Genomic DNA, 26061 nt, shown 5'->3' with positions numbered 1-26061 from the left:
GCATTCAATCTGAACCAAGATCAAATTCTCAAGTTAAAAAACTTTGAAAATTTGAGTATTACTCAATTCTATAATATGTGGGTCATTAGCTTTCACTAACTTTCCTCACACAAGCTCTATAATTTATTTGCTTGCACATTGTCTTTTCTTCACTGTCAAAAAACAGATTATTCACTCTTTAGCGTGTTATTCGCTTCGTTATGTTTTGTTAACATTCGTTCGAAGGAAGTAATAAACATACAAGAAACGGATTATTTAGCGCAACGCCTATTTTTCTGAATCCGTATTTTTTTACGTAATTCATTTAAAGTCTGTGAATTGCGACTCATTATTTTCGTTAAATTGCGTTGCCTGAAATCAAACAAACCAATGCAAACTCGTTCAACACCCTAGTAAGACGAACGCAATAAAAATGCATGACTTGTAATTGATCGACTTGGCCTCATTTGGCCAATCTTCGGTCGAAACCTGCTTTTGTTAGTTGAAACTTGCTATTGATTGTCCGCTCTAAGACTTTCAATTGCCACTTTTGCTTTGATTCATGAATAAGACAATACGTGAATTTTTTATAGAAAATTACATCAACATGCCTCATGGCCAGTATGGCAAGCTTTCCCGATACAATTCTAAAGTACTATCAACAACCATCTTAGACACGACAATCAAAAAAAAACGTCTCCCACAATAATACGCATAGGTAAAAGTGAACCCTTAAGAACGATTACAAAAAGTCTGCAGGAGATACCCAAAGAAAGGAGTATCTAACTGAAATTTTCTTTAATAAGAGCAAAGTTAATTTTCTATTAAAAGTCCTTTTACTATGGACTTCACCAATCGGTCAAAATAACTATGTTTTTATTTAATCGAACCAAACCGACTATAAAAAAATCATAAAGCAACGAGTAATCAAATCTTAAGATATGCTCCCTTTTAGTTTACTTTCTTTGAGTATGAGAGCCTCTTGCTTTCATTTTCCTTCTATGCTACACAAAACATAATCATTTTTAGGAGATCTTCCATGCAAAAAACACTACTGCTAATTCTAGGCGCTCTCAGTTTTACTCTTTCAGTCGTAGCAACTGATGTCATTGAACCTTCCACTCGCTTGTGTTTCCCTTCTGAAGTTCATTTTGAAGACAACAACTCTGACATTACCCTGAACTTAGCAGGAACAGCCGTAAGATCTAAATTTTTCATTAACATTTATGCAATCGGTTACTATTTACATAATCCTGTTAAAATGAAGCGAGCTGCTGTTTTTGATGAAATGTTAAAAGACGGTCAAATCAAACAATTCACGATTAAATGGGTGTATGAAGCCGATTTAAAAACTGTTCAAGAAGCTTTTTTTGCAGGATTTCATAAAACCTTGACAGATGAAGAATACAAAAGTATTGAGCCTTTAATTAAGGAATACATATCCCTATATACAGATGGAACTAAAAAAGGGGACGAACATGTTCTGCGCTGGTTTCCCGGAAATATGATTACCTTGGAAATTAATGGAGAGAATAAAGGAAAAATCGCACATCCCGTTTTTGCAAAAGGTTTATGGCGCATTTGGTTTGATTCGAAAAGCATCGTGAGTCGAAATAAGCTCGTGAAAAACCTCTTGGATTAAATCCGACCAACTTTAGTAAGATATTTTCATTTCTTTCGCAAGGCCGCTGTACCTGCACCTAATATAAATTCGTCGATGTGAAGTCCCTCAGATGTACATCCACCAACATCTTGGACTTCATCTCGACAACATGTAAAAGTCACAGAAAACATTCGATCTTTTGAGCGCATATATTTCATAAGAATACAAATAGAGACTTCTAAAAAATTAGGAGCTTCATAGTGAACGTTCGTTCTCTTGTTTACATTCGCAATTAACCGCTGCTAGCACTTTCCAATTTTTATTTACCAACATACAACTTGAAAGCTGCCTGCCATTTAAACAAGAAAAGATATTGAGAACAATTTCTGGGGTAGGGAATCAACAAAATTCGGCTTTTCTTGAAAATATGTCGATACTAATTTGGTTGCAAGACTTCTAATACAATGATTCATCGGATCCCAAACGCTTTCTCATCAATATCGGTACTGTTTCGTTCATGGGTAATTGGCATGAACGGATTTTTAGGAAACAGTCGTACGGAAAGCACAAAATAATGACAAAATATGAGTATCCATTAAATTAAAACGGGATGATCGTTGGGATAGAATGGTTCGATGTGCACAATGACGTCTCTGACTGCGGGCCAATCACGTTGAATTTCAGCACGTACTTCTTGGCTAATCTTATGGGCCTCTTCAACAGAAAGCTGGGGATCCACCTCTACATCAATATGCACCTGAGCATCCGGTCCGTACAACTGAATCCGAATTTTTTCTGTATCCATCACACCATTCACTTTTAAAGCGGATGAACGGACACGTTTGAAAAAATCGGGACTTGGGATTCGATCTAACAACTGATGCATGTTGTTACGTGCAGCAAAAAGTCCGATCACCACCATGAATCCCGCAATCATGACAGCCCCCAATTTATCGATGATCCACGCCCAATTAGGAAAGTATGCTGCGATAATTAAGGCAATCGTCGCAATAAGGCTCGTAATGCTATCAATACGGTAATGTACTGCGTCGGCAGCTAGCGCGGGGCTATTTTCTTTTTTTGCAATGCGCATCACAAAACGATAAGAAATCTCTAAAAGAACAACTGCCAAAAAAGGAAATATCCATGCCCAACGATTCATGTCATATTCAACTGTAATGGGTTGAGCGAGCTGCGAAATTTCGCGTACTAACATCCCGCCCCCAATCAAAATCATGGAAGTTCCCAGTTGTAAGCCAGCCAAAGGTTCATAACGACCATGGCCGAAAGGATGGTTACGATCTGGTGGTTTATCGGCTAACCTGATAAAGAACACAAGAAATAACGTGGCTGCAACATCCACAAGACTGGAGAGGGCATCCATCATCAAAGCCGCACTTCCAAAAAGGATAAATCCAAAAACTTCAAATAAAATAATACCGAAGCGGATTAAAATTCCCCATTTCGCAGCTCGTAAAAGCTCTCGATTGCGATGTGCCCTCGATTGGAACACAGAATCTGGAAGCATAATGGGATCAGGAAAACATGACATGACGACCTACAAGAGCTTAGCTTTCCAGGCTTCTTCTTTAAAGCCCAGCAAAACAAAATCTTTTCCTAAAACAAAAGGTCGCTTAACTAACATTCCATTTTGAGACATCATTTTAAAAATCTCTTCCTGAGTCATTTCTGAAAGGCGTTCTTTTAAATTGAGTTTGCGATACTCTTCACCGGAAGTATTCAGGAGTTTTTTTAGATCACCCTGTACATAATCTAAAGCCGTTTTAAGCTCTTCTACAGAAGGTGGCTGCTCTTTAATGGGCAACACTTGATAAGCGATTTGAGCATGATCCAAAAATTTCTGCGCTTTTTGGCATGTTGAACATTTTTGATAAGAGTAAACTTTTAAGGCCATATGCTCTCTCTATTCAGATAAATTGATTTCGGAAAATTTGATGAGTCGAACGCCTGCGTCTTTCATTGCCTGAAGAGCCGCCTCTTCATCCCCTGGAGACAGATTCACCGCTTTACAGGCATCCGTCACCACGTAAACTTGAAAACCTAGATTTTCGGCATCAAGCGCAGAATATTTAACACAGTAATCGGTGGTCAATCCCGCGACATAAACATTTTGAACGCCTCGTTCTTTGAGGTAAGCTTCCAGACCTGTACTTTTAAAATACCCATTATCAAAAAAAGCGCTGTAGCTATCGATAGACTTATCGGTTCCTTTATAAAAAATGCGGATAAATCGATGAGAGGCTAAATTGTCAGGAAAGCATGCACCTGTCGTTCCTTGCACACAATGGACCGGCCAAAGAATTTGATCGATGTCTAAAAGTTTAACATGCTCACCGACAGACTTATTATGATGAACGGCAAAGCTTAGATGATCGTGTGGATGCCAATCTTTTGTAGCCACAATAGTGCTAAAAGGCAGCTCTATGAGCTGATTAATAACAGGGATAATTTGATCACCGTCTTTAACGGGTAATGCGCCCCCTGGCAAAAAGTCATTTTGAATATCAACGATAAGTAAAGCGTTCACAGTGCCCATTCTAGTTGCGGTTGTTTCCTTCAGGAGAAATTAAAAAATCACGAAACATTTCTGAACGAATCGTTTGGATGAGACGGACTTTTTTATCGTACAATGATTTTTCCATCCCAACCACATACTGATGAGGATTAAGAAAACGCTTAACCCCAACAGGAAACTGCAACAATTGTTCTTGTGTGCGATTACGAATCTCGTCAAGTGAAGGGGAATTGTATACCCTTTGACCTTCTTTAAAAACAGGAATTAATAGATCTTCACTTTGAAGATTAGAACTTAAGACCCTTTGACGTGTTGAATCAAAAGGATCGACTAAATGACACTCTTGTCTCATATCGGAATGAATATCATAGATTGCATCCGCAATATTTTCCTTCTCGGTTCTGTAACGTCGTACTTGCAAAATACCGGGATTTGAAATCTTCATCATCTGTTCAGAAAGTTTTAACTTGTAATGCCAATCTTTCCCTGGATCGCGAATGGCTGAGAGTTTATAGACGCCATCTAGTGCGGGTTGATCTTTAGCTGTGACAAGATTTGTGCCTACTCCCCATACACTGATTTGGGCTCCCTGACGTTTTAACTCGGAAATCAGTGTTTCGTCCAGTTCGTTACTTGCAAAGATCTTTGTTTCAGTGAACCCAGCATCATCCAATAATTTACGACTTAAGATACTTAGATAGGCTAAATCTCCGGAATCCAAACGTACGCCTAAAAGTTTTTTTCCTTGCGTTTTTAACCATTTGCCCACTTCAATCGCATTCTTAACACCTTCCAAAGAATCATAAGTATCAACTAAAAATACGCAATTCCCCGGCAAGCTTTTTGCATACGTTTGAAAAGCTTCTAATTCATCTTCAAAAGCCATCACCCAGCTATGAGAATGCGTTCCTTTAACTGGTATTCCGAATAATTTTCCTGCTAGCAAGTTAGAAGTTGACTCACATCCCCCAATATAGGCAGCACGACTTGCTGTCAAAGCTCCATCTACACCTTGCGCACGACGCATGCCAAATTCTAAAACAGGCTCACCATTGGCAGCAATGCATATGCGAGCAGCTTTCGTTGCAATCAGCGTCGAAAAATTAATTAAATTCAACAAGGGGGTCTCTAGCAATTGACACATAATCAAAGGGCCTTGTACACGCAGTAAAGGCTCATAAGGAAAAACAACCGTGCCTTCAGGAACAGCATCTAAAGAACAGGTAAACCGGAGATCTGCTAAGTAGTCAAAAAATTCCTCTTCAAACAATGGACCATCATCTGGATTTTTCAGAGACGCGAGATATTGCAAATCAGAGGGGTCAAATCGAAAATTTGTTAAGTAATCAATGACATATTCAAGTCCAGCAGCAACTGTAAATCCACCTTGAAAAGGAGGTCGACGAAAAAAAAGGTGAAAAACCGCTTCTTTCTTATCAAGCCCAGCCTTCCAATACCCATACCCCATCGTGAGTTGGTAAAGATCTGTTAGCAAAGACATCGACTGATTATAAATATGTAGGGAAGATGTATCTGTTTTCATAGGGAAAAACCTCTCGACATTTATAACGCGTTTGCTGGAAAAAGAAAACCTTTTTAATGGCCCCCCCTAAAATTCTTTGGCAAATAAATGCGCATCAATTGTTCGGCGGCAAAAGCAATATGTGACCAGGTATCAGAAAGACGATCTGTATTTATTATCTCTTGACTATGAAGGGGTAAAATGGCCGTTAGACCTTCCGCATAAGGAGGATTGAATCCTTGTTGTATTTGACCTACAATGGCAAAGACAGGAATCCCTTTTGCTTTGGCACGCTGCAAAACACGCCACGGTCCTTTGTTTTCTAAAGTTTGTTCATCGAATTTTCCTTCCCCAATGATCACACAATCGCTTTTATAAAGCGCCTCATCAAATGCAGAAAGATCTAAAATATAATCTGTTCCAAGAATCATCTTTCCATTCAAAAAAGTATGCAAAGCCATGCCGATACCGCCTCCCGCCCCTCCACAGGGGAGCTCTAAAACTGAACGATCAAACTTTTTTTCCACAATATTTGCAAAATGCAAAAAGCCTCGATTTAATTCCTCTATTTGCCAAGAGGTCGCTCCTTTTTGAGCCGCATACATATTAGCCGATTTTGAAAATGGAGTGGAGACATCACATAACAAAATAAAAGAGGCCTTTTTAAGACGAGAGTCCAAATGGGAGAGATCTAGATCAGCTAGAGAAGTGAGAGCACCCCCACCGAAAGGAAGTGATTGCCCCTTTTGGTCTTTAAATAAAACACCTAATGCCTGAAGAGCTCCCATACCACAATCCTGTGTGGCACTACCCCCAATCCCTACAATAAATTTTCGAATCCCGCGATCTAGAGCTTCAAGAATGAGCTCGCCCACTCCGAAGGTTGTCGCATTCATGGGATTTCGCTGTTCAAAAGGCAGATTAGCGAGCCCACACACCTTTGCCATCTCGATGATTGCCACCCGGCCTTCTTCCACAATACCCCATACCACTTCTTGTTGCGCACCAAAAGTTCCAGTTACCACACTTGTTCTTTCACTTCCTCCAAGGGCAAATAGAAGTGCGTCCAGTGTCCCGTCTCCTCCATCCGCAATCGGGAAAAGATGACTTTCTATCGTTGGAAACGCTCGCAAAAGACCATCTTGGATTGCCGCCGCCACTTGCATGGCGGAGGCCGTTCCTTTAAAAGCTTGAGGCACAATTAGGCAACGCATGTAGATCTCCCCTTTACAATCCATTTTCTATAGCCATAACAAACTGCATAATTATTTTCTCAAGAACTAAACAACCTGTTAAAGTTAGGATTCTAATCCATCTATTTAAGGAAAAAACAATGTCCCGTTTTGTCTATTTTTTAGCTCTTCTATGCGTCATTTTTTCTTATACCGAGGCAGGCATTTACTTGAGAGATAATCTTAAAAATGCTGAGGCAGGTGATTTTATTGTCACTATGCAAAACAAAACCTGTTCCCTTTTACACATTTACAGTAAAGAAGGGCAGTATTTAACGATTGAAGAAATTTCCCTTCCTGCTAGTAAAACAAAAAGCATGGATTCATGGCGTGCTTGGGTACAAGAGGGTGCTCCTGGCCACACTTCATGGACAATGTATTCAGTCAATTTGATGAATGGTGCTATTGATAGGTGCTTTTCTTTCACGAAAAATCGCTGGTGCGATCCCACACCAACAGAAAATTTTTTAGGAACGCTCCTGAATTTGCATTTAAACTTAGTTTCCACACATGAGCGCAAAAAAATTGGGGGTTATGCGATAGGAACCCCGGGTCCACGACGCATTTGGGAACCTCGATTAATAGTGGATGGAAACGTGATTACAGGTGTATCTTTTGATGCTTGGCGCACACACTGGCCAAAAGATGGAAGCATTCTCTCTGGAAAAACCATCGAAGTCTACGTGCCTTCAGAAAATACTCCCTATCCTTCTTATTTTCCATACTGGCTCGAAATTAGTGGGATGATGGGGCAAGCAAAATTGCGTGTCGTTGATTCTGGAAAGGGATTGCGTTCCCCTAAACCCTCTCTTTTTCAACTTGAAGCAGCCCTCTAAAAAGTTATCAACATTTAGATGACAGGTCTTATTTATTTAAAGCCTGTCATTTTTGTTTTGGATTCACACAATACAAGAAGCTGAGTATTAAATACTTAAGTTTACATCAAAACCTTATTTCTAAAAAAATTCCTGCAATTTAACTGAAGCTAAATCGCATATTTTTATTTTCATCATCAATCCACTTACAAACTTCCCACAAAAAACTCCCCTTATTTACAATTTTTTAGCAATTTTAACGAACAAAAGGCGAACTATTTAACCCCTGCAATCTGATTGCAAAATGGTTTTATAAAAGTTATACTTGAGCACTTATCACAATCAACCCGGTACGACCGTATGCATTTTTTCAACTCAACATTTTCATTACACAAATCCCGGCATATCATGAAACAAGCTTATGCCTGGTATAAGAGTAAAGGTAAAACCCTTCCCCTTAATCAATTTACACAATTTGAGAGTGATCTCCAAAAACTCGACCAAGCTTTACTTAATCGAGATCGTCAAGAAGCCGACCTCTATGCGCGTAAACTTGAAAACTTTTGTGATTCTCATTTTAAAAAAAATTGGCTGAATTACGGAACCGAATTTGTACTAGCTTTGGTATTTGCTCTACTTGCAGCTACGCTTATTCGACAAGTTTGGTTTGAGCCATTTGAAATTCCCACCGGATCCATGCGCCCCACTTTTAAAGAACAGGATCACGTCACTGTCTCAAAAACAGCCTTTGGAATTAACGTCCCCTTACAGTCCGCTCATTTTCTTTTTGATCCACAACTTGTGCAACGCTCTAGCATCTTTATTTTTGCACCCGATAATATGCCCATCACAGACACTGAGACGACTTATTTTGGCATTTTTCCCTATAAAAAACGCTATATCAAACGAATGATTGGAAAACCCGGTGACTCGCTGTACTTTTATGGCGGCAAAATTTATCTTGTCGACCAAAATGGCAAGCTTGATGAAGACCTTCTGAATGCCCCTTGGATGGAACACTTGGAGCACATTCCCTTTCTACGTTTAGAGGGAGAAGTAAAAGTTGCGGCTCCAAACCAGATAGTGTTTTCTCTCATGAATCAACCTCTCGGCCGTATTTCACTCTCTAGTACAGGCGCCATCCGAGGGGACATCTTTAATGGAAAAGAATGGATTAAAGATCAGCCCTTAGCACAAAAGCAAGAACACCATCAACTCGAAACCTACAGCGACTTTTTTGGGATTCGTAACTTTGCAAAAGCTCGTCTTCTAACCAAAGATGAGGTTAAAAAACTGACGACAATTGATCCTAATGACATCGGTGAAGGTATTCTCTATCTTGAACTCAGACACACGCCTTCCTTAACACCGCCACCAGCAAGGCAATTTTCGCCTCAAACCCCCGTGCATCTTTTGTTAAACGTTCAAACGACCCTCATCCCTTTAGATGAACAGCATCTGAATACGTTGATGGAAAATCTTTACACGGCACGCTTTATCGTCAAAGACGGACGTGGAAGACGTTTGGGACAGCCCCATAATACACCTGTAAGCCCATCTTTTTCAGGTATTCCAGATGGTACCTACGAATTTTATTACGGGAAAGGACTTCAAGTTGGATTTGGAGGCATTACATCGCCATTACCGGAAAATTCCCCCCTTTACGACAGAAGTTCAGCCAATATTCAAAAGCTGTTCAATCTAGGAATTGAAATGGCGACAAATTATGGCCCACTATCTAAAAATCAGCCTGATTTTCCCAATCGGTATGCTTACTTCCGTAATGGAGATTTGTATGTTATGGGAGCCCCGCTTTTTAAGAAGGATGATCCGATCCTTCAAAAATTTAATGAAAGAGAAAAACATCGCGAAGAAACATCCAGTGAAAGGCTACCCTATGTTGCCTTTAAAGACCACGGTCCACCTTTAAAAGATGGAAAAGTTGATGTAGATTTTATTCGCACCTTTGGTGTGACACTCCCGGCTAAATCTTACCTAGGTTTAGGTGATAATCATGCCATGAGCGCCGATAGCCGTGTGTTTGGCTTTATTCCAGAAGATAATATCCAAGGAGCTCCTTGGCTCATTATATGGCCAACAGGTGACCGTTGGGGCCCGCCTCCACAAAAACCTTATCCATTTGTGAACTTTCCGGGCTCTATTATTTGGGGACTTGCTCTTGCAATTTTAGGTGCTTGGTATGCTTACCATCGCTGGTCAATCAAAAGACCCATTTTCCATAAATTGCCTTAAAGAAAAGGCATGCCCGGTCATGAGGCCGGGCATGCTCTTGATTAGAATTCCGCTTTTCCAGGGAAACGTGGGAAAGGAATCGCATCGCGAATGTTTTCAATGCCTGTTACAAATTGTACTAGACGCTCAAAACCCAGACCAAATCCTGCATGCGGAACGGATCCGTATTTTCTTAAATCTAAATACCACCAGTAGTCTTCTTCTTTTAGATTGTTTTCGATTAAACGTTGCTTTAAGTAATCTAATCGATCTTCCCGCTGGCTTCCGCCGATAATTTCTCCAATCCGCGGAACAAGCACGTCCATGGCCGCAACCGTCTTCTCATCATCATTCAAACGCATGTAAAATGATTTAATTTCTTTTGGATAATCGGTAATGATCACCGGCTTAGAAAAATATTCTTCCGCTAAAAATCTTTCATGCTCAGACTGTAGATCTGATCCCCATTTGACTGGATATTCAAAAGGCTTATTGGCTTTTTCCAAAATGCGAACGGCATAGCTATAAGATGCCCGCTCGAATGGTGTATTGACAATATGTTCAAGTCGTTCACGCAATCCAGGTGAAACGTATTGATTGAAGAAATCAATATCTTCTTCACAATGCTCTAAGACATACTTAACCGTATATTTGAGATATTCTTCAGCACAATCCATATCATCATTAATATCAGCAAAAGCCATTTCAGGCTCGATCATCCAAAATTCTGCCAAGTGTCGAGAGGTGTTGGAGTTTTCTGCCCTGAAAGTTGGTCCAAAAGTATAGATATCAGATAATGCGCTCGCATAAATTTCTCCTTCCAACTGACCTGAGACAGTGAGATAAGTTGGCTTTTCAAAGAAATCCTTAGAATAATCTACTTTCCCCTCTTTTGTTCTAGGCAAAGCGTCAGGATCCAATGTACTTACACGAAACATCTTCCCTGCACCTTCGCAATCGGAAGAGGTAATAATTGGAGTGTGAATATAGAGAAACCCTTTTTTCTGAAAGAATAGGTGCGTTGCAAAAGAAAGGGCATTCCGAATACGCGCCACAGCACCCAAGGTATTTGTACGAGGACGCAAATGCGCAATAGTGCGCAAAAACTCGTAGGAATGACGTTTTTTCTGAAGAGGATAGGTCTCTGGATCGCAAGGGCCGATAATCTTGACCTCTTTAGCCACCAGTTCTAACGATTGATTTTTACCTGGACTTTCCACAACAGTCCCTTGAATTGCAACAGAAACCCCAGTACTTAACTCTTGCATCGTTCTTTCGTAGTTGGGGAGATCTGGATTTGCAACGACTTGAAAATTGGATAGTGTGGATCCGTCGTTAATTTCGATGAAAGTAAAGGTTTTTTGATTGCGAACTGTCCGCACCCAGCCTTTAATGGTGACGTCACTTCCGACAGGGGAAGGTCTATCCGCTGGAGGGTTTTTCAGTTGTTTGATTTTCATACGCATGTTTATGTGCCTTTTTCTATAATTTTAGTGGAGCGAAGACTATTTCTTCGTAAAATCCTGTAGCATTTGAATCTCAACTTCCCACAATTCTGGCCCACCCGGAGTTTCCAGATATTTTGGAAGATGTTTCGTTCTCAAATCTGTCATTAAAAATTGAAAAGATTCGATTCCAATTAACCCTTTTCCTAAAGGTTGGTGTCGGTCAACACGTGTGCCTAATCCTTTTGCCGAATCGTTTACATGAAAAGCATAAAGATGCTTTAAGCCAACAACGCGGTTAAATTCTTCAAGCGTTGCATCCCAAGCTGCAGATGTTCGAATATCATATCCTGCTGCAAAAATATGGCAAGTATCAATACACACCCCGATCGGAAGCTTGTGTTGAACTTTATCGATAATGTAAGCAAGGTGCTCAAAACGCCAACCCACTGCCGATCCTTGACCTGCTGTAGCTTCTAAAAGCAAACGCGTCTTGCGGTTTTCAAGCAGATCTTGCATTCCAAGCAAACTTTCACAAATGCGATCTAAACATTGTTGCTCGGTCGCTTCGACTGCCGCCCCTGGATGGAAATTTAAATAGGAAATGCCGAGTTGATGACAACGTGTCGCTTCTTCTCTAAAAGCTTTTCTGCTTTTCTCTAAAAGTTCTGGATTAGAAGATCCTAAGTTAATCAGATAGCTGTCGTGGCTCATGATTTGTTCTAAACCAGTCTCATCTAAAGCTTTTTCCCAGGCTTTAATCTCCTCGCCCCCTAAAATTTTTCCCTGCCATCTTTTTTGATTGCTCGTGAAAAGCTGAATTGTTGTTGCTCCAATCCGTTTGCCTTCTAATAGAGCGTTTTGGGCGCCACCTGCAGCAGACGTGTGTGCTCCAAGCAATAATTTTTCTGTTCTCATCAACCGATCCTTTCATTATAATGACCCGTTATCTTATCAAAGAGAAACTCTTGTTGACAATCGGGATTTTTTCTTTTTAAGATGGTCGGCATGAACAACAAAAAAACAGATTCCACCCACACTCTTTTTAAGTCTGCAAAACACTTTTTTAGTGGCACACTGTTAAGTCGTATTTCCGGCATGGGACGCGATATCGCCATGACGTTTGCCTTTGGAACAAGTCCTGCTGTTGCCGCATTTTTGCTTGCCTTTCGCTTTGCGCATCTTTGCCGCCGTTTATTTGGTGAAGGCGCTCTGCATGCAGCCTTTATTCCCCTCTTTGAAGATGCTCGCGCGCAATCTACAACAGATGCCTATACCTTTTTCCTCGGCCTCAAGGGTAGCCTTTCCCTGTTTTTGATGACTTTGACCCTATTGATTATGGGAGGATTGGGAGTCGCATTATCATTAGGTTCTTTGTCATTAGGAAACCAAGAAATTGTTTGGCTAACGTTTTTAATGATGCCCAGCCTCTTTTTTATTTGTTTATTTGGACTCAATTCGGCCTTTCTAAATTGTGAAAAACGTTTTTTTATTCCAGGAATCTCTCCGGTTATTTTCAACGTCATTTCCATTATCAGTGCATTGCTTTTGCAAAGCTCTTTGCCAGAATATGCAATGGTCTGGCTTTCTTTCAGCGTGATTTTAGGATGCGCCTGCCAATGGTTGATGACTCTTCCTTCCATTTATTCGTTATTTCAAGATGAGTCTTTTCATTTTTCATGGGGACAGCTTATCCCAAGCCTATCGATTTTAACACGCCTGGGAAAACCTCTTCTTTTTGGCATTGTAGGGGTTGCGGCTTCCCAAATTAACAATACGATGGATGTTCTTTTTGCACGATATGCCAGCGCAGAAGGTCCAGCCTATCTATGGTATGCCATCAGACTTCAGCAGCTCCCCCTTGCTCTTTTCGGAATTTCCCTTTCGGGAGCCCTTCTGCCCCCCTTAACACGTGCCATTAAAGAAAACCAACCTCAGCTCTTTGCACAATTTTTGCGATTCTCTTTAGAAAAAGCATTTGCATTGATGATTCCTCTTTCGTTTGCGCTTCTCCTATTGGCCGGTCCCAGCATCAACTTCATTTACGGGAGAGGACAATTTTCTGATCACTCCACCTATCAAACAGCCTTATGTCTTTGGGGTTATGGGTGTGGACTGCTGCCTATGGCGCTGGTTTTAATCTTAGCCTCGGTTTTTTATGCGCAAAAAAATTACCGCATTCCAATGATTGCTTCGATGATTGCAATGGGATTAAACGGCTTTTTAAACACAGTTTTGGTGGGAATGCTTGGGTGGGGAGCAGCAAGTGTTGCTTTAGCGACAAGCATAAGTGCTTGGGTTAATGTCTTCTATCTTCTCATTGCGTTGCCTAAGAAGGAGTTTCTTTTTCCTCTTCTACGTCCCTTGAGCAAAATCACAGCCGTTTCTTTTTTAGCTTTTTTCGGAGCGTGGGCCTCAACCCATTTTTTGATTGGCGATACCTCTTTCCAAGCGTTGCTATTTCAGGTCCCCGTCCAATTTCCCCGTGAATTTTTGATGCAATGCTTCTGTTTTTTTGGCGAAGCTCTTTTGTTTTTTTTGTTTTTGGGATTGGCTAGCTGGATCTTCAAAATCAGCGAAATTAAAAACTTTTTTAACACGCATCCTTCTCAAGAAGAACAACCGCTACCTCTGCAATCGCTTTGACTCAAATCGTTCTTCAACAACAGAAACACATTGATTTTGAAAAAAAACTATTATAGTCTGCATGAAGAATCTTTCTCGAAAACCGCACAGTTAACATTGCGAGACGATCCATGTTGATAAAACATAACCCCTTCTCCTTAACAGTCATCTTGATATGCCTTGCATCCTGTGTGATGGCTGAACTTATAGAAGTCGCAAGCTCTCCAACGCATATGTGGAATGGATTAGCTATCTCAAAAAATGGCAGAATGTTTGCCACCTTTCATCGAATGCCAGATGAAACAGAAAATCCGTCGATCGCCGAAGTGCTCTCTGATGGCTCGATCAAACCTTTTCCTGGTGGGGAATGGAATAATTGGATTCCAGGAAAACCTGTAGATAAGGCTTTTGTAAACACAAATGCGGTGCAAATTTTTGATGATAACTTCTTGTGGGTAGTGGACTTTGGAGCTTTTGATGGAAAAGTCATTGAAGGAGCTTCTAAAATTGTTCAAATTGATCTGAACACTAATAAAGTGCACAGAATTTATTCTTTCGGATCCGAAATAGCCCCTTTAAGAAGCCATCTCAATGATATTAGAATTAAAGATCGAATCGCTTACATCAGTGAGTCAGGAATGGGAGCTCTGATCGTCCTGGATTTAGATACTTGCAAAGCACGTCGATTGCTTGGTAACAGTTCCCTTAACTAAGGCAGATCCAAATCGCATTCCGATAGCAGAAGGAAAAGAAATGCGCGACTCATCCGGTAAGATAGTGATTAATCATGTCGATGATATTGAGTTAAGCCCAGATGGACAATGGCTTTATTTTTCCACAATGACCGGGCCCTTGCGACGTATTCGAACACGCTATCTTAGGGATCAATCATTAGCAGACTCTGATCTCAGCGGCAAGGTAGAAACTTACTATGATATCCCAACTATTGGGGGAATGACGGGTGATAATGAAGGAAATTTTTATTTTTCGGATGCGACTCACTCCGCCATCAGCATGCTCACACCCGAGAAACAGATGAAGTTTCTTGTAAGAGATAGCCGCTTAGCTTGGCCTGATGCTCCTTATTTAGCAAATGATGGTTATTTATACATCCCTGTAGCACAAATTAACCGATTGCCAACATCCCAGGGTGGTGTATCTAGAGTCCAACCCCCATTTAAAATATTTAAGCTTAAGGTGAGGTAAACCCGCAAAGTTTTACAGATTTTCGGTTCTTCTCTATAACTGACATTAACTTTCTTTGCCTTAACAGCCCGAGCTAACGAAGACTTCATTGACACTGTTAAATCAAATTTACAAACCTCTCACATTCCATGACCTCTCTTGAATGAGAGTTTCATATTTATCATCTTGTGGATGAATTTTTGACAAACTATCCGCAGCTTTCTCCATTGAATCGAGGTCGACAAAAGACATTTAATATCTGGAACCTATAAAACGTGATTTACAATGCACCTGCAAGCCTTCAACTGTTTTTTTGATCCATTTTTTCAAAAGATCTCAGTTTATCTAGGTTAGCCTGACGGTTATATCCATAGTTGCCAAAAAATCGTCGAACAGAAGTTGCTGCACGTTGGAATAAAGAGCTTTTTGCCAAAAAGAAATCCCCTTTCTTATCGAGTTCTTCAAGCTTTTTAATGATTGCCGGTAGTTTTGCTGTACACAATCGATTGTGTTCTACATTGAGTTTTTTTATCATTTCATTGATGCAAAGAGATCCCCTAAAACCCACATCAAGTACGAGTCTTCTTCCTCCAAATAAACCTACCTGCCAAGAAAGATTGTTTAAAAAATCAATGATTTGATCATCCTTAATTGCATATGCGAAATGCGTTCTAATATTCATACGTGTTCCCATTTTAAGTAAAATCACAAGCAGTTTAAGAAGCGTTGTCGTATACAACTAGTCGCAATATATCAAACAAGAAGTTCAAGAGAAAGTTTAACTTTCTGATTGATTCAAAAATTTTCACAAACCTACAAAAATGGAAAAAGCCCAACTCTTACGAGATGAGCTTAAATTCTTCCAATCCGATTGATAGCAACTATTTAACAGTTTTTCGTATATTGTCTTAATGTGTCGATTGAAATCACGTTTACTCCCTCAATCCGGTATTTTTCAAGATAGGCTCTGACATCTTTTATTCGACTTCTTTCTGTTGCAATCCATTTGATTTCTTTACCCAGTTGCAAACCTTGTTTTGCTCGAAATTCAGTTTTAACGGGTTTAAAAGCTTCTGATTGATTTGAGATTAGAATGATTGGATAAGCATCATTGATATGTTGCTTTTGTTCTTCAGTAAAAGTCAATTCCTCACAACCAAATAAAACCTCTTCTAAAAGATCAAAATGCTTCCTTGCCTTTTCTAAAAATGGATTTAATCTTTCTTGTATTTCATCCATCGTAGACAAAAATTTATCTGGATACATTAAAATAGAGCCCCAGAGATGGGAAAGATTACCTATCCCGTAAAAGGAATGAAAAAAACTATTCTCAAAAAACGGAAAGGACGCTTCTCCCTTTCGAATAGCTGCTCTTTTATGCAATAATTGATATCCATTTTCATTTAGCAACCGATTCAGTTTTATAATGGCTTCATCGTTTTCAGGCAAAACCTCGAGATCCATATAAGGAGCTAAATCAATTTGATCCGAGCGTAGAAATTCTTCACATTTTTCAAGAAAATGAGCATGTTGTATATCGTCATAAGGTCTAGATGGATCCAATTGAACAAATTTACCTATGAAAGGAGCAAAAAGATAAAAATTCATAAAAGTGCATTTGATAGACTGAAGAGCTGATTTAACCACATCTGCTTTTTCTGGGATAATTAAAGTTATGCCTCGCTGTTTTGCTCGGATTGCAAAAATAAGGCTTTGAGTAAAATAAAAGTCCTCTAAGGCATGTGCGAAATTAAGGGCTAATGCTTTTTGAGCCTCCTGATCGTTTTGAATATCACCCGCATTCGGCTGTCTCGAATAACTTTCAGTAACTCTTGAGAGAGGATATCCACTACTATTCAATCTTCCAAAACACGTTGCTCCATCAGCAATAGGAATATTTAATCCTCCTAAAATGATTTCACCTCCTATGGGCGCCATCTTTTTTTGCAGTAGCTCCCAAATAGAAACTAATCTTTGATCCGTGTAAGGAAGCTGAGCAAAAATTACGGAAGAAGTTCCATGAATAAATGGATCTGATTTACAATATGCTTGCAAGTCTTTAAGTGTTTTTTGATCAACTTTTTCGACTTCACTAATAAGGTTGGGAGCTTTTTTAGCTTGGACCAGCTTTTCATATGTGTTCTTAAAAGATCTCAGGTCATTTAATTTAGTGCTTCGATTAGAATTGAAATTGCCAAAAAATCGCCTAACTGTCGTCGTTGCACGCTTAAAAAAAGAGCTTTTAGCTAATAAAGAATTCCCTTCTTTATCCAGCTCCTCAATCTTTTTAACGATTGCTGATAACTCGGTTGAATTTAGCTGGCTAGATCCTAAACTGAATTTTTTTATGATCTTATTAAGACAAAGAGTCCCTGTAAAGTCAGTGTCTTTATGCACTAACTTTCTTCCTCCAAAAGTTCTTATTTCCCAAGAGAGATTGCTTAAAAAATCAGTTGATTTATTATTTTTGATTGAATTTTCTAATTCATTTATCACTTTCATTTTTAAACCTTTAAAATTAAATCATAATAATTTTATCGAAAATAACAATTTTAAACAACTTTATAAATTAAACAGATTTTCTGAAATTATCTTAAAATGAAAAAAGCCCAACTCTTACGAGCTGGGCTTCAAAACTTTCGAACTTTAGCGACTGCGAACGATTAGGTAGAGTGCGCTAAGAAGTCACAAATTTCAGGAAGATTAATGGGGATTGGCCATGGCATTAATTCATAGCTAGGATATTCAAGCAATTGTCCAGAAAAATTCTCTTTATCAATAGAAAGATACTCTGGAACTGAACGCATACTGCTATCTTGAGCTTCTTGAATTGCTTTAATTCCGCGAGATTTTTCTCTAACAGAAATAACCATACCTGGTCGAACTTGGAAAGAACGACGGTCTACTTTTTTCCCATCAACAAGAATGTGACCATGAGAAACAAGCTGCTGCGCTGCAAAAATTGTGCTTCCAAATTTTAAACGGTGAACCACAATGTCAAGTCGGCATTCAAGCATTTGAGCCAAAACTTGTGCTGTATTTGCTTCTAATCTTGCTGCTTTTTTGTAATAATTGATCAATTGGCCTTCACTCAACATGCCATAAATAGCTTTGAGCTTTTGCTTTTCTTCTAGCTGAACCCCGTAGTCTGATTTTTTTCGACGTCGCGCGCCATGCATGCCGGGCGGGTTGGGTTTATGTAGAAGCGGATTGCGTAAGCGGCCAAACACATTGGCGCCAAATCGCCGTGCGATCCGATTTTTTTTACCTGTATAACGAGCCATTTTTTCTCCTAAACGATTTCCAGCTGCGACTTTAATAATATTTAATTGCGATGCTGCATTATCACACACAACCCCGTTTTTTTGCAACAGCAATCAAAAAAGTTACATACTCAAAACAACGGAATATCAACGACCTAGCCTTTGGTTTAGAGATTCTGCATATTTTGGTTGGGAAACCTTGCCCAAAAAAAATATAAATAATATCTTGAAATTTTCTAAAGCAACCGATTCCTTCCCCATTTCGACTTAAAATTTAGGGCATATGCATGCGAGCTAAAAGCAAAAAAATCCTGGATGATTCTCAGACAGTTCTTTCCAATCTTTTGCATGAAATAGAGAAGATTTCGGGGACACCGCCTTCCAAAGAAATCCATTCAAGCGAGACCGTTCTTTTAAAAAAAATCCAGGTTCAGCTTGAACAAATGCAAACATTTCAGCAGGAACTGCACGGAACCAACCAAAAGTTACTTGCTAAAATTCGAGAACTCGACTCTTTGACTCATTACTTAATCAGCATTCTTTGTAACATTTCACAAGGACTTCTTTTTATTGATCTGAATGGAAATGTCACCACTTATAATGCCGCCATTGAACAAATTTTAGAAGTCCAACCTCATTTAGTTCTATTTAAGCAATTTTGGAAAAACTTTGACGACAGTCTATTCGGCTTTTCGATTCGCGAAGCTTTAGAAAAAAAGCATTCGCCCGAAACACACTACACCAATTTTGTTTCTCCTTCCGGTAAGCAATACGACCTCGAAATTCACACAACCTTTATCCTGCAAGATACACAAAATCCTGGTTATTCAGAACAAGACTCGATGCAGGGCATTATTATTTTAGTCCGCGATGTCACCGAAATCAGACGCTTACAACTCATCGCAAAACGGAATAGCCGCATGAAAGTTTTAGGGGAAATGGCTGCCAGTGTTGCCCATGAAATTCGCAATCCACTGGGTGGAATTAAGGGATTTGCTTCACTGCTTGAAAGAGATTTATCTGATAAACCTGAACTGCAAAAAATGGCCGGCTACATTGTACAAGGAACCGATAATCTGAATCGTTTGGTCACCCAAGTTTTAAATTACTCCAGACCCCTGCAACCTCAGTTTGCCTCCATGGATCTTGTACAACTTCTCGAAGAGCTTCGACTACATATGCTGGTCGATCCTTCTGTTAAAGAGCGCATTGACATCAACTTAGAAACAGACCTCCCGGAATTGTGGATCCACGCAGATATGCAGATTTTACGTTCCGCCATTCTTAATCTGATGGTAAACGCGGTTCAGGCAATACCCAATCATGGAACCCTTACATTAAAACTCATTCAACAAGAAGAACTTGCCATTATTCAAGTCAAAGATACAGGAATAGGTATTCCTTCCGAAAATCTCGAAAAGATTTTTTCTCCATTTTTTACAACCCGACCAGAAGGAAATGGATTTGGCCTAGCAGAAGTGTATAAAGCAGTCGAAATTCACGGTGGAGATATAGAAGTTCATTCAATTGTGCAAAAAGGAACAGAATTTTCTTTAAAATTACCCGTAAAAGCTTATAAGTAGGGAAGAACCCCATATTTAAGGAATATCTTATGTCCGTGGAAAAGATATTGATCGTTGACGATGAATCGATCGTCAGAAATTTTCTTGCTGAAACGCTTCGTCGGAAAAACATTGAAGTTGTCACTGCCGAAAGTGGCAAAAAAGCACTCAGCTTAATTAAAGATACCCCTTTTGATATGGTCATCACGGATATGAAAATGCCCGATCTAACAGGTATTGACATTCTCCGAAAATGCAAGGAAATATCTCCTAATACAATAGTCGTCGTCATCACCGCATTCGGAAGCATTGAAAATGCTGTGGAAGCCATGAAATTGGGAGCTTTTAACTATCTCATTAAACCGTTTTCTCCTGACACCATTGAAGCAATCATTGAAAAAGCCAAAGAACATCTATCCCTCGTCCAAGAAAATCAGTACCTACGCCAACAAGTCTCAACCGGGGATAGTCGCGATCATTTTCAAATCATCGGCGAAAGCCCTATCATGAAACAAATTTTAAGAGATGTCACAAGAGTAGCTCAAAGCAATGCCAGCGTTTTTATCAATGGGGAATCCGGAACAGGTAAAGAAGTCATAGCCCAAGCCATCCATGCGAATTCTGCGCGTTCTCAGTTCCCTTTTATTAAAGTTAACTGTGCTGCAATTCCCGAAACATTGATTGAATCGGAATTTTTTGGACACGAAAAAGGGGCTTTTACAGGCGCTAATTTTAAACGCCTCGGAAGATTTGAACTAGCCCACAAAGGCACCCTTCTTTTAGATGAAATCACAGAAATTCCCCTTGCCGTACAAGCAAAACTTTTACGTGCTATTCAGGAGCAAGAATTTGAGAGAGTCGGAGGAAGCAAACCAATTAAGGTGGACGTCCGCTTGATTTCAACATCAAATCGTGACATGAAAGACGCGATTGCCCACAAAATTCTGCGGGAAGACTTATACTATCGCCTAAACGTTGTGCCCATTTATCTCCCTCCCCTACGAGATCGCCCAGAAGATATTCTTCCACTGGCGCACTACTTTTTAGAGAAAATGTGTATGGAAAATCACAAACAAGCCAAAACATTTTCTAAAGAATCCATTAAAAAGCTTGTTGGCTATGCATGGCCAGGAAATGTGCGTGAATTAGCTAATATCGTCGAAAGAGCTGTTGTCATGACGACCAATTCTGAAATCACACCAGAACACCTTTACATCGAAAATAATCATCCGAATCTTCCCCTAAGAACAGCTTCTACTCTCTCACAAAATACCCTTACATCTCTCCCCGTTGGAATGACTCTTCAAGAACTCGAAAAAAGGCTTATTATTGAAACTTTGCAAGCCCAGCATAATAATCGCACAAAAACGGCAGAAGTTTTAGGGATAAGTGTGAGAACGCTTCGCAATAAACTGAATGAATACAATATGAAAAATGAAAGATAGAGCGGGTTACCCCGATTAGTCCAAGCTCCCGTTTAAGGGAGTTTTTTTTCATTGACTTCCTTCTTCTCCATGCTCAGAATTTGAAATTCAAAGCAAGGAGGAGCCATGCCCAAATTAATGCAACCCGTCTGGAATTTAAAAAGTCTGTACCCTAAGAATTCTCTTCCGAAAATCGCTGAAAATCTTGCGCAAAATATCCAAAAACTCAGGGATCTTCTTTCTTCTAAGGATCTTTTAGAATCGATCTTAGCTTTACAAGATGTCGATGCACATCTTTCCAATGCCTTATCTTATGCCGGTTGTCTGATTGCTCAAAACACCAACGACCACGAGGCCATTCGCTTTAATGAAAGACTTCAAGTGGCCTCAGCGAGCTTCCAAAATCTGAATGATGCACTTAATCAACAATTGGCAAAATTATCAAAAAAACAATTTTCAGATCTTTTAAAACATCAAGAACTTCAACCCATCCAGTTTGTTTTGGAAGAACGGCGATTAAGAGCTTTAGAAAAACTACCTCTTGAACAGGAGGCTTTGATCCACGATCTTGCAGTCGATGGGTTTCATGGTTGGTACCAACTTTATCAAACACATGTAGGAAAAATGCGTATTCCTTGCACCATTGAGGGAAAAAAACAATTGCTATCCGTTGGACAAGCCTATAACCAACTGACGCACCCCGATCACAAAACACGTAGCCACGTGTTTACACAATGGACAAAAGCATGGGAAAAAGAAAAAGATACTTTAGCACAAATTCTTAACCACATTTCGGGCTTTCGATCCAAAGTTTATGAAAAAAGAGGATGGAAATCCTCTCTTAAAGAAGCTTTAGATTTAAATCGTTTAAGTGAAAAAACCCTTTCGACAATGTGGCAAGTGATCTCAGAGAATAAAACCCCTTTTTTGGATTATTTCAAAGCCAAAGCCAAACTTCTCAAACAAAAAAAACTGGCATGGCACGACATCGCAGCTCCAATAGGTAAACAGCAGAAAAATATTTCCTATCAGGAAGGGTTTGCTCTGATTGAAGAACATTTTCAAACGTTTAGTCCATCCATGGGACGCCTTGCAAAGCAAGCTAAACAGCAAGAATGGATTGAAGCTGAAGACCGCCCGGGTAAAAGCCCTGGAGGCTTTTGCACACCTTTTCCACTGCAAAAGCAAAGTCGCATTTTCATGACATATTCGGATTCGTTGGATAACCTCATGACTTTAGCGCATGAACTCGGGCATGCATACCACAGCCAAGCTGTATTTGACCTTCCGCATCTCGCCCAAAACTATCCGATGAGTCTTGCTGAAACAGCTTCCACATTTGCAGAACAAATTTTATCTGATGCGCTACTTAAAAAAGCGACCAAATCTGACGAGAAAATTTTTCTCCTTGATCAAAGATTGCAAAGAAGCAGCATTTTTTTCATGAACATCCACAGTCGGTTTTTGTTTGAATCCGAATTGTATGAAAAAAGAAAACACTCCACTCTTTCTGCCGATGAACTTTGCGAGATGATGCAAAACGCTCAAAAAACAGCTTTTTGCCAATCTTTGAGTGAATACCATCCCTACTTCTGGGCAGAAAAGCTACATTTTTATCTTACCGAACTCCCCTTTTATAATTTTCCGTATGCTTTCGGATACCTTTTCAGCATGGGAATTTATGCTCTCGGTCAAACATTGCCTAAAGGCTTTGCCAAGCGTTATCACAGCCTGCTGCAAGATACGGGGAGAATGAGTTGTGAGGAGCTTGCTAAAAAGCACTTGGATGTGGATTTAACAGCCCCAGATTTCTGGCAAGGCGCCATCGATGTTGCCATCAACGACGCCCGACAATTTGCGCTGGCAGCCAAAAAAAAATTTTAGAAGCTGTTCTGAAATCTATAACATGTTGATTCAGACTGTCTTTTTTTACACAAACTTCTATTTTTATTTGGATTAATCGATTGGGAGCAGGTCAATCATTTTTATTCTTGCTCCATTTTTTCCCATAAAACATAGCCTTCACCATCATATGCACTAATGAGCATCATCTTTGTTTTTTTACAAATGGCTTGGATATCTTCTAAGGAGAGAATATTGCTATCATTTTTGAAACAATCAGCCTCTGTTAAAACGCCAACAGAGTGCCAAAAAGAAAATGATTTCCCCATACACTTTAAAATAAACTCGTGATTTTTATTAAGTTCCCTGATTACATACATAACTTCATTTTCATACAGATATACACTTTTTTTTTGTAGAAAGCTTTTAAATTAGAGTCATCAGGGCTTCTTGTAACCTCATCAAAAATACAGGAAAGTTTATTACTGAGACTGAGTTTGTGAAAAATAAAATCACTTAACTCTTCCTTTATTGTGGGCACTCTTTGATGACGCGATTTTTTTCCATTAGTTTCGGAAACAATTATAGGATTTTGAGGAAGAATAATGCCGTTTTCAAATTCATAAAGTCTTTCAAGATTGGAATCTACCGTTAATAAGGTAAAAAAAACACCAGACTTAAAATCAACTAAATTAAGTAGCTCAGAAGATAACGCGTTCACCTCATTTAAATTATCTTTAACGAATTCCATTCGTGCGTTCAAAATCTAATTCGTGTCTATGCAATGTTTTCATTTTTTTGGCTCCCATGTTCGATCAAGGAATAGTCTTTCTTCGTATTCAGTTTTGCGATCTTCAGTGAGAGCTTTTGGGGAAGGATGTTTAAAATTTGGATACTTCTTAGCTGATCTTTACAAAACTCTTTCGCTTTCTTAATCTGACCCGATCCAGATATGTAACAGACTCAAATTAGTCTGAATATCTATTTAAATTTGGTATGAAAAGGGAATAGCCAAAGTTGTCTTTTTATTCTTATTCTATTTTTTCCCATAAAACATAACCTTCACCATCATAGGCGCCAATTAGAATCATCCTTGTTTTTTTACAGATGTGTTGGATATCTTCTAGCGAAAGGGTATGGTTATCATTTTTGAAACAATATGATCTAGTCAATCACTTAATTGGCAAAACTCTCTAGTTGCAATGTCAATATTTTTCGTCGGATTGAAAGTCTTTTATTTCAAAACTTTTTGCAAAAATCTCTATTAAACTATTTGTTGAATTAGTGTTTATTCTAAAACATTTCAGTGATTCCAACTTCATTCCCATTGATAACCAATCATTGTAAATAAGATTTAAATCATCTGAATCAATCAAACATTCAGCTGCCAAAATAGATTCACAAGCTGCAATCCCAAAATTCATATTCGCTTTCAGAGCATAACAATTGTAAAACTCTATAGATGAGCTAAGACCATCAGGCCAATCGATGACAAGTTTAACTACGTCGTGATAACCCGGATTTCGTCTATCGATATAAATATATTTCAAGTTAGCATCATGCCATGGCAAATCATTAAAATGGACATCCATAGATTTAACTCCTAAGTCTTTTATTTTCTGCTATTAGACCTAAAACGCAAGTCTAATATATTCAATATTATCGGTTTGTTAAAAAAAATACATTTATTTTATTTAACAACTAAATCATTTTTTAAAACCCCAAATCCTGGATCAGAAGCTCCAGGACGAGGACTATGATGAGTTCCTTTATTATTTAGATGATAATGGGAAAAATTTGGTCCTTTTACACCTGGAGGAGTGGCCTGATCAATTCTTAATTTTTCAATATATATTCCCAAATCCGAATGCTCACCATAAGATCCCACCCTCTTTTTATTTTCTACATAATGCGAGGGAATTTGATACTTGGATTGAGGAGGTATAGCAACGCCGTGTGGCGTCACGTGAATAACATCCTTTCTCGTAATAAGATCAAATTCTTTTACACTGGCGGACGCCTCTTTTGCAATTATAGAGGTCTCTTTTGTCAATAAGGAAGCTTCTTTTGCTAATACAGATGCTTCTTTTCCTAATACAGATACTTCTTTTGCTAATATGGAAGCTTCTTTTGCAACAACAATCGTTTTAGCTGCTGACTGAGAAGCTGTGGCAGCTTGAAGAACGCGCCATCCCTTTTTTAAAATATTTGCGTTGCGCCAAAAAACACTTAAAGCAGCGGCAGCTCCCGTAACATCTAGGCCTTCACTAATACACTCAGCGAGCTCTCCAAAAATTTCACCTAATGCCCCTATTATTGGATTTTTATATTCAATACTTCTTAAATCGTAGGGATAAATTTCACCATTCGGGCCTATTTGTCCTTCAGCATGAGTATAACCATGCATGAAACCATTTTCAAAGTCATTCGGGCCGTAATCTCCATTACCTAGATATATAAACAATCCGTACAAATCAAGATTCATTAGAGGACTGTTATTCACATATGCATATAGATTAGATCCGGCTTCATAACCAAGGGGATCAGCAGTGATCCAACGAGCTATTTGAGGATCATAGTAACGTCTGCCAAAATAAATCAGGCCCGTTTCTGGATCAGTTCGTTTGGAACAAAAACGCCAAGATGTTGTCGGTTTTTTAACATCTCCGGATGGATCGAAGATGGTTTCTTCTCCGAAAGCTGTGTAGCGATAGATATCGACAGGTTCACCTTTAGAGTTTAAAAGAACTTGAACATGCCCTGTAAAGTTAGTTAAAGGAATATATACTTGTCCTT

General features: G+C 39.2%; 25 protein-coding genes and 1 pseudogene. 10 read left to right on the top strand and 16 right to left on the bottom strand.

All coding sequences use genetic code 11. The annotated features are described in order from the left end of the window. The first annotated feature begins 1018 nt into the window (after window positions 1-1018). Window positions 1019-1621 (top strand): chalcone isomerase family protein, encoded by a 603-nt coding sequence (locus tag AOM43_RS08105; protein ID WP_006340428.1) that lies wholly within the window; start codon window positions 1019-1021, stop codon window positions 1619-1621. Window positions 1622-1647: 26 nt separating this feature from the next. On the opposite strand, the gene AOM43_RS13420 is transcribed toward AOM43_RS08105, so the two are convergent. From AOM43_RS13420 to AOM43_RS08080, 7 genes are all read right to left on the bottom strand, one after another. After that, window positions 1648-1791 carry a hypothetical protein gene (locus AOM43_RS13420; protein WP_006340427.1) on the bottom strand — a complete coding sequence of 48 codons (144 nt, stop codon included), beginning with the start codon at window positions 1789-1791 and terminating at the stop codon, window positions 1648-1650. Window positions 1792-1837: 46 nt separating this feature from the next. Further along, entirely contained in the window at window positions 1838-1966 is a 129-nt protein-coding gene (locus AOM43_RS14100; protein ID WP_079891778.1) for an F-box-like domain-containing protein, read from the bottom strand. Between the two features lie 211 nt (window positions 1967-2177). Next, on the bottom strand, window positions 2178-3134 hold the full coding sequence (locus AOM43_RS08100) for a cation diffusion facilitator family transporter (protein WP_006340426.1): 957 nt from the start codon (window positions 3132-3134) through the stop codon (window positions 2178-2180). Window positions 3135-3140: 6 nt separating this feature from the next. Beyond that, a complete protein-coding gene (locus AOM43_RS08095) occupies window positions 3141-3497 on the bottom strand; it encodes an arsenate reductase family protein (RefSeq protein ID WP_006340425.1) in 357 nt (118 codons plus the stop codon). Between the two features lie 9 nt (window positions 3498-3506). Next, on the bottom strand, window positions 3507-4139 hold the full coding sequence (gene pncA / locus AOM43_RS08090) for a bifunctional nicotinamidase/pyrazinamidase (RefSeq protein WP_006340424.1): 633 nt from the start codon (window positions 4137-4139) through the stop codon (window positions 3507-3509). A 1-nt stretch (window position 4140) separates the two neighbouring features. Then, window positions 4141-5661, bottom strand: coding sequence for a nicotinate phosphoribosyltransferase (locus AOM43_RS08085; protein ID WP_059359821.1), 1521 nt, complete (start codon window positions 5659-5661; stop codon window positions 4141-4143). 53 nt (window positions 5662-5714) lie between these two features. Then, window positions 5715-6854, bottom strand: coding sequence for a glycerate kinase family protein (locus AOM43_RS08080; RefSeq protein ID WP_226987454.1), 1140 nt, complete (start codon window positions 6852-6854; stop codon window positions 5715-5717). A gap of 119 nt (window positions 6855-6973) precedes the next feature. Between AOM43_RS08080 and AOM43_RS08075 the strand changes: the two genes are divergently transcribed. Further along, window positions 6974-7708: a hypothetical protein gene (locus tag AOM43_RS08075; protein ID WP_006340421.1), complete on the top strand. Its 735-nt coding sequence runs from the start codon at window positions 6974-6976 to the stop codon at window positions 7706-7708. Between the two features lie 387 nt (window positions 7709-8095). Beyond that, complete coding sequence (gene lepB / locus AOM43_RS08070; protein WP_006340420.1) at window positions 8096-9940, top strand: signal peptidase I; 1845 nt, start codon at window positions 8096-8098, stop codon at window positions 9938-9940. 41 nt (window positions 9941-9981) lie between these two features. On the opposite strand, the gene asnS is transcribed toward lepB, so the two are convergent. Together asnS and AOM43_RS08060 are read right to left on the bottom strand one after the other, a co-directional pair. Continuing rightward, the gene (gene asnS / locus AOM43_RS08065; protein WP_013924786.1) at window positions 9982-11385 is read right to left on the bottom strand and encodes an asparagine--tRNA ligase; all 1404 of its coding nucleotides are present in this window, start codon (window positions 11383-11385) and stop codon (window positions 9982-9984) included. Window positions 11386-11424: 39 nt separating this feature from the next. Further along, the gene (locus AOM43_RS08060) at window positions 11425-12282 is read right to left on the bottom strand and encodes a deoxyribonuclease IV (RefSeq protein WP_013924785.1); all 858 of its coding nucleotides are present in this window, start codon (window positions 12280-12282) and stop codon (window positions 11425-11427) included. A gap of 90 nt (window positions 12283-12372) precedes the next feature. Between AOM43_RS08060 and murJ the strand changes: the two genes are divergently transcribed. The 3 genes from murJ (at window position 12373) to AOM43_RS13755 (ending at window position 15195) form a co-directional block, all read left to right on the top strand. Then, window positions 12373-14010 carry a murein biosynthesis integral membrane protein MurJ gene (gene murJ / locus AOM43_RS08055; protein ID WP_013924784.1) on the top strand — a complete coding sequence of 546 codons (1638 nt, stop codon included), beginning with the start codon at window positions 12373-12375 and terminating at the stop codon, window positions 14008-14010. A gap of 110 nt (window positions 14011-14120) precedes the next feature. After that, window positions 14121-14702 carry an L-dopachrome tautomerase-related protein gene (locus AOM43_RS13760; protein WP_226987453.1) on the top strand — a complete coding sequence of 194 codons (582 nt, stop codon included), beginning with the start codon at window positions 14121-14123 and terminating at the stop codon, window positions 14700-14702. Between the two features lie 40 nt (window positions 14703-14742). Next, window positions 14743-15195 carry an SMP-30/gluconolactonase/LRE family protein gene (locus tag AOM43_RS13755; RefSeq protein WP_226987452.1) on the top strand — a complete coding sequence of 151 codons (453 nt, stop codon included), beginning with the start codon at window positions 14743-14745 and terminating at the stop codon, window positions 15193-15195. A gap of 280 nt (window positions 15196-15475) precedes the next feature. Here AOM43_RS13755 and AOM43_RS08045 read toward each other — a convergent pair whose 3' ends face one another. From AOM43_RS08045 to rpsD, 3 genes are all read right to left on the bottom strand, one after another. Continuing rightward, entirely contained in the window at window positions 15476-15856 is a 381-nt protein-coding gene (locus tag AOM43_RS08045; protein WP_013924782.1) for a hypothetical protein, read from the bottom strand. Window positions 15857-16059: 203 nt separating this feature from the next. Beyond that, complete coding sequence (locus AOM43_RS08040) at window positions 16060-17676, bottom strand: hypothetical protein (RefSeq protein ID WP_059359817.1); 1617 nt, start codon at window positions 17674-17676, stop codon at window positions 16060-16062. A gap of 161 nt (window positions 17677-17837) precedes the next feature. Next, window positions 17838-18458 (bottom strand): 30S ribosomal protein S4, encoded by a 621-nt coding sequence (gene rpsD / locus AOM43_RS08035; RefSeq protein ID WP_036745944.1) that lies wholly within the window; start codon window positions 18456-18458, stop codon window positions 17838-17840. Between the two features lie 266 nt (window positions 18459-18724). Here rpsD and AOM43_RS08030 point away from each other — a divergent pair, with 266 nt between their 5' ends. The 4 genes and pseudogenes from AOM43_RS08030 (at window position 18725) to AOM43_RS08020 (ending at window position 23307) form a co-directional block, all read left to right on the top strand. Further along, window positions 18725-20020 (top strand): two-component system sensor histidine kinase NtrB, encoded by a 1296-nt coding sequence (locus AOM43_RS08030; RefSeq protein ID WP_059359815.1) that lies wholly within the window; start codon window positions 18725-18727, stop codon window positions 20018-20020. 29 nt (window positions 20021-20049) lie between these two features. Then, window positions 20050-21210 (top strand): annotated as a pseudogene (locus AOM43_RS08025) (sigma-54-dependent transcriptional regulator); the annotation flags it as partial. 84 nt (window positions 21211-21294) lie between these two features. Then, window positions 21295-21444, top strand: coding sequence for a helix-turn-helix domain-containing protein (locus tag AOM43_RS14185; protein ID WP_348638802.1), 150 nt, complete (start codon window positions 21295-21297; stop codon window positions 21442-21444). A gap of 105 nt (window positions 21445-21549) precedes the next feature. Further along, a complete protein-coding gene (locus tag AOM43_RS08020) occupies window positions 21550-23307 on the top strand; it encodes a M3 family oligoendopeptidase (protein WP_059359811.1) in 1758 nt (585 codons plus the stop codon). A 101-nt stretch (window positions 23308-23408) separates the two neighbouring features. On the opposite strand, the gene AOM43_RS13750 is transcribed toward AOM43_RS08020, so the two are convergent. The 4 genes from AOM43_RS13750 to AOM43_RS13740 all read right to left on the bottom strand — a co-directional run. Further along, entirely contained in the window at window positions 23409-23645 is a 237-nt protein-coding gene (locus AOM43_RS13750) for a hypothetical protein (protein ID WP_013924776.1), read from the bottom strand. Continuing rightward, window positions 23636-24016, bottom strand: coding sequence for a hypothetical protein (locus tag AOM43_RS13745; protein ID WP_059359809.1), 381 nt, complete (start codon window positions 24014-24016; stop codon window positions 23636-23638). The genes AOM43_RS13750 and AOM43_RS13745 overlap by 10 nt, the downstream gene beginning before the upstream one ends. A 454-nt stretch (window positions 24017-24470) precedes the next feature. Further along, window positions 24471-24857 (bottom strand): hypothetical protein, encoded by a 387-nt coding sequence (locus AOM43_RS08005; RefSeq protein WP_059359807.1) that lies wholly within the window; start codon window positions 24855-24857, stop codon window positions 24471-24473. A gap of 98 nt (window positions 24858-24955) precedes the next feature. Further along, window positions 24956-26061, bottom strand: a 1106-nt coding sequence (locus AOM43_RS13740) for an RHS repeat domain-containing protein (protein ID WP_059359806.1), incomplete at its 5' end; no start/stop codon positions are given.

It is taken from the genome of Parachlamydia acanthamoebae (genome assembly GCF_000875975.1).
In the GTDB taxonomy this organism is placed as follows: domain Bacteria; phylum Chlamydiota; class Chlamydiia; order Chlamydiales; family Parachlamydiaceae; genus Parachlamydia; species Parachlamydia acanthamoebae.
Note: the sequence above shows the minus strand (reverse complement) of the source record. Positions and strands in the feature narration are given on the sequence as shown.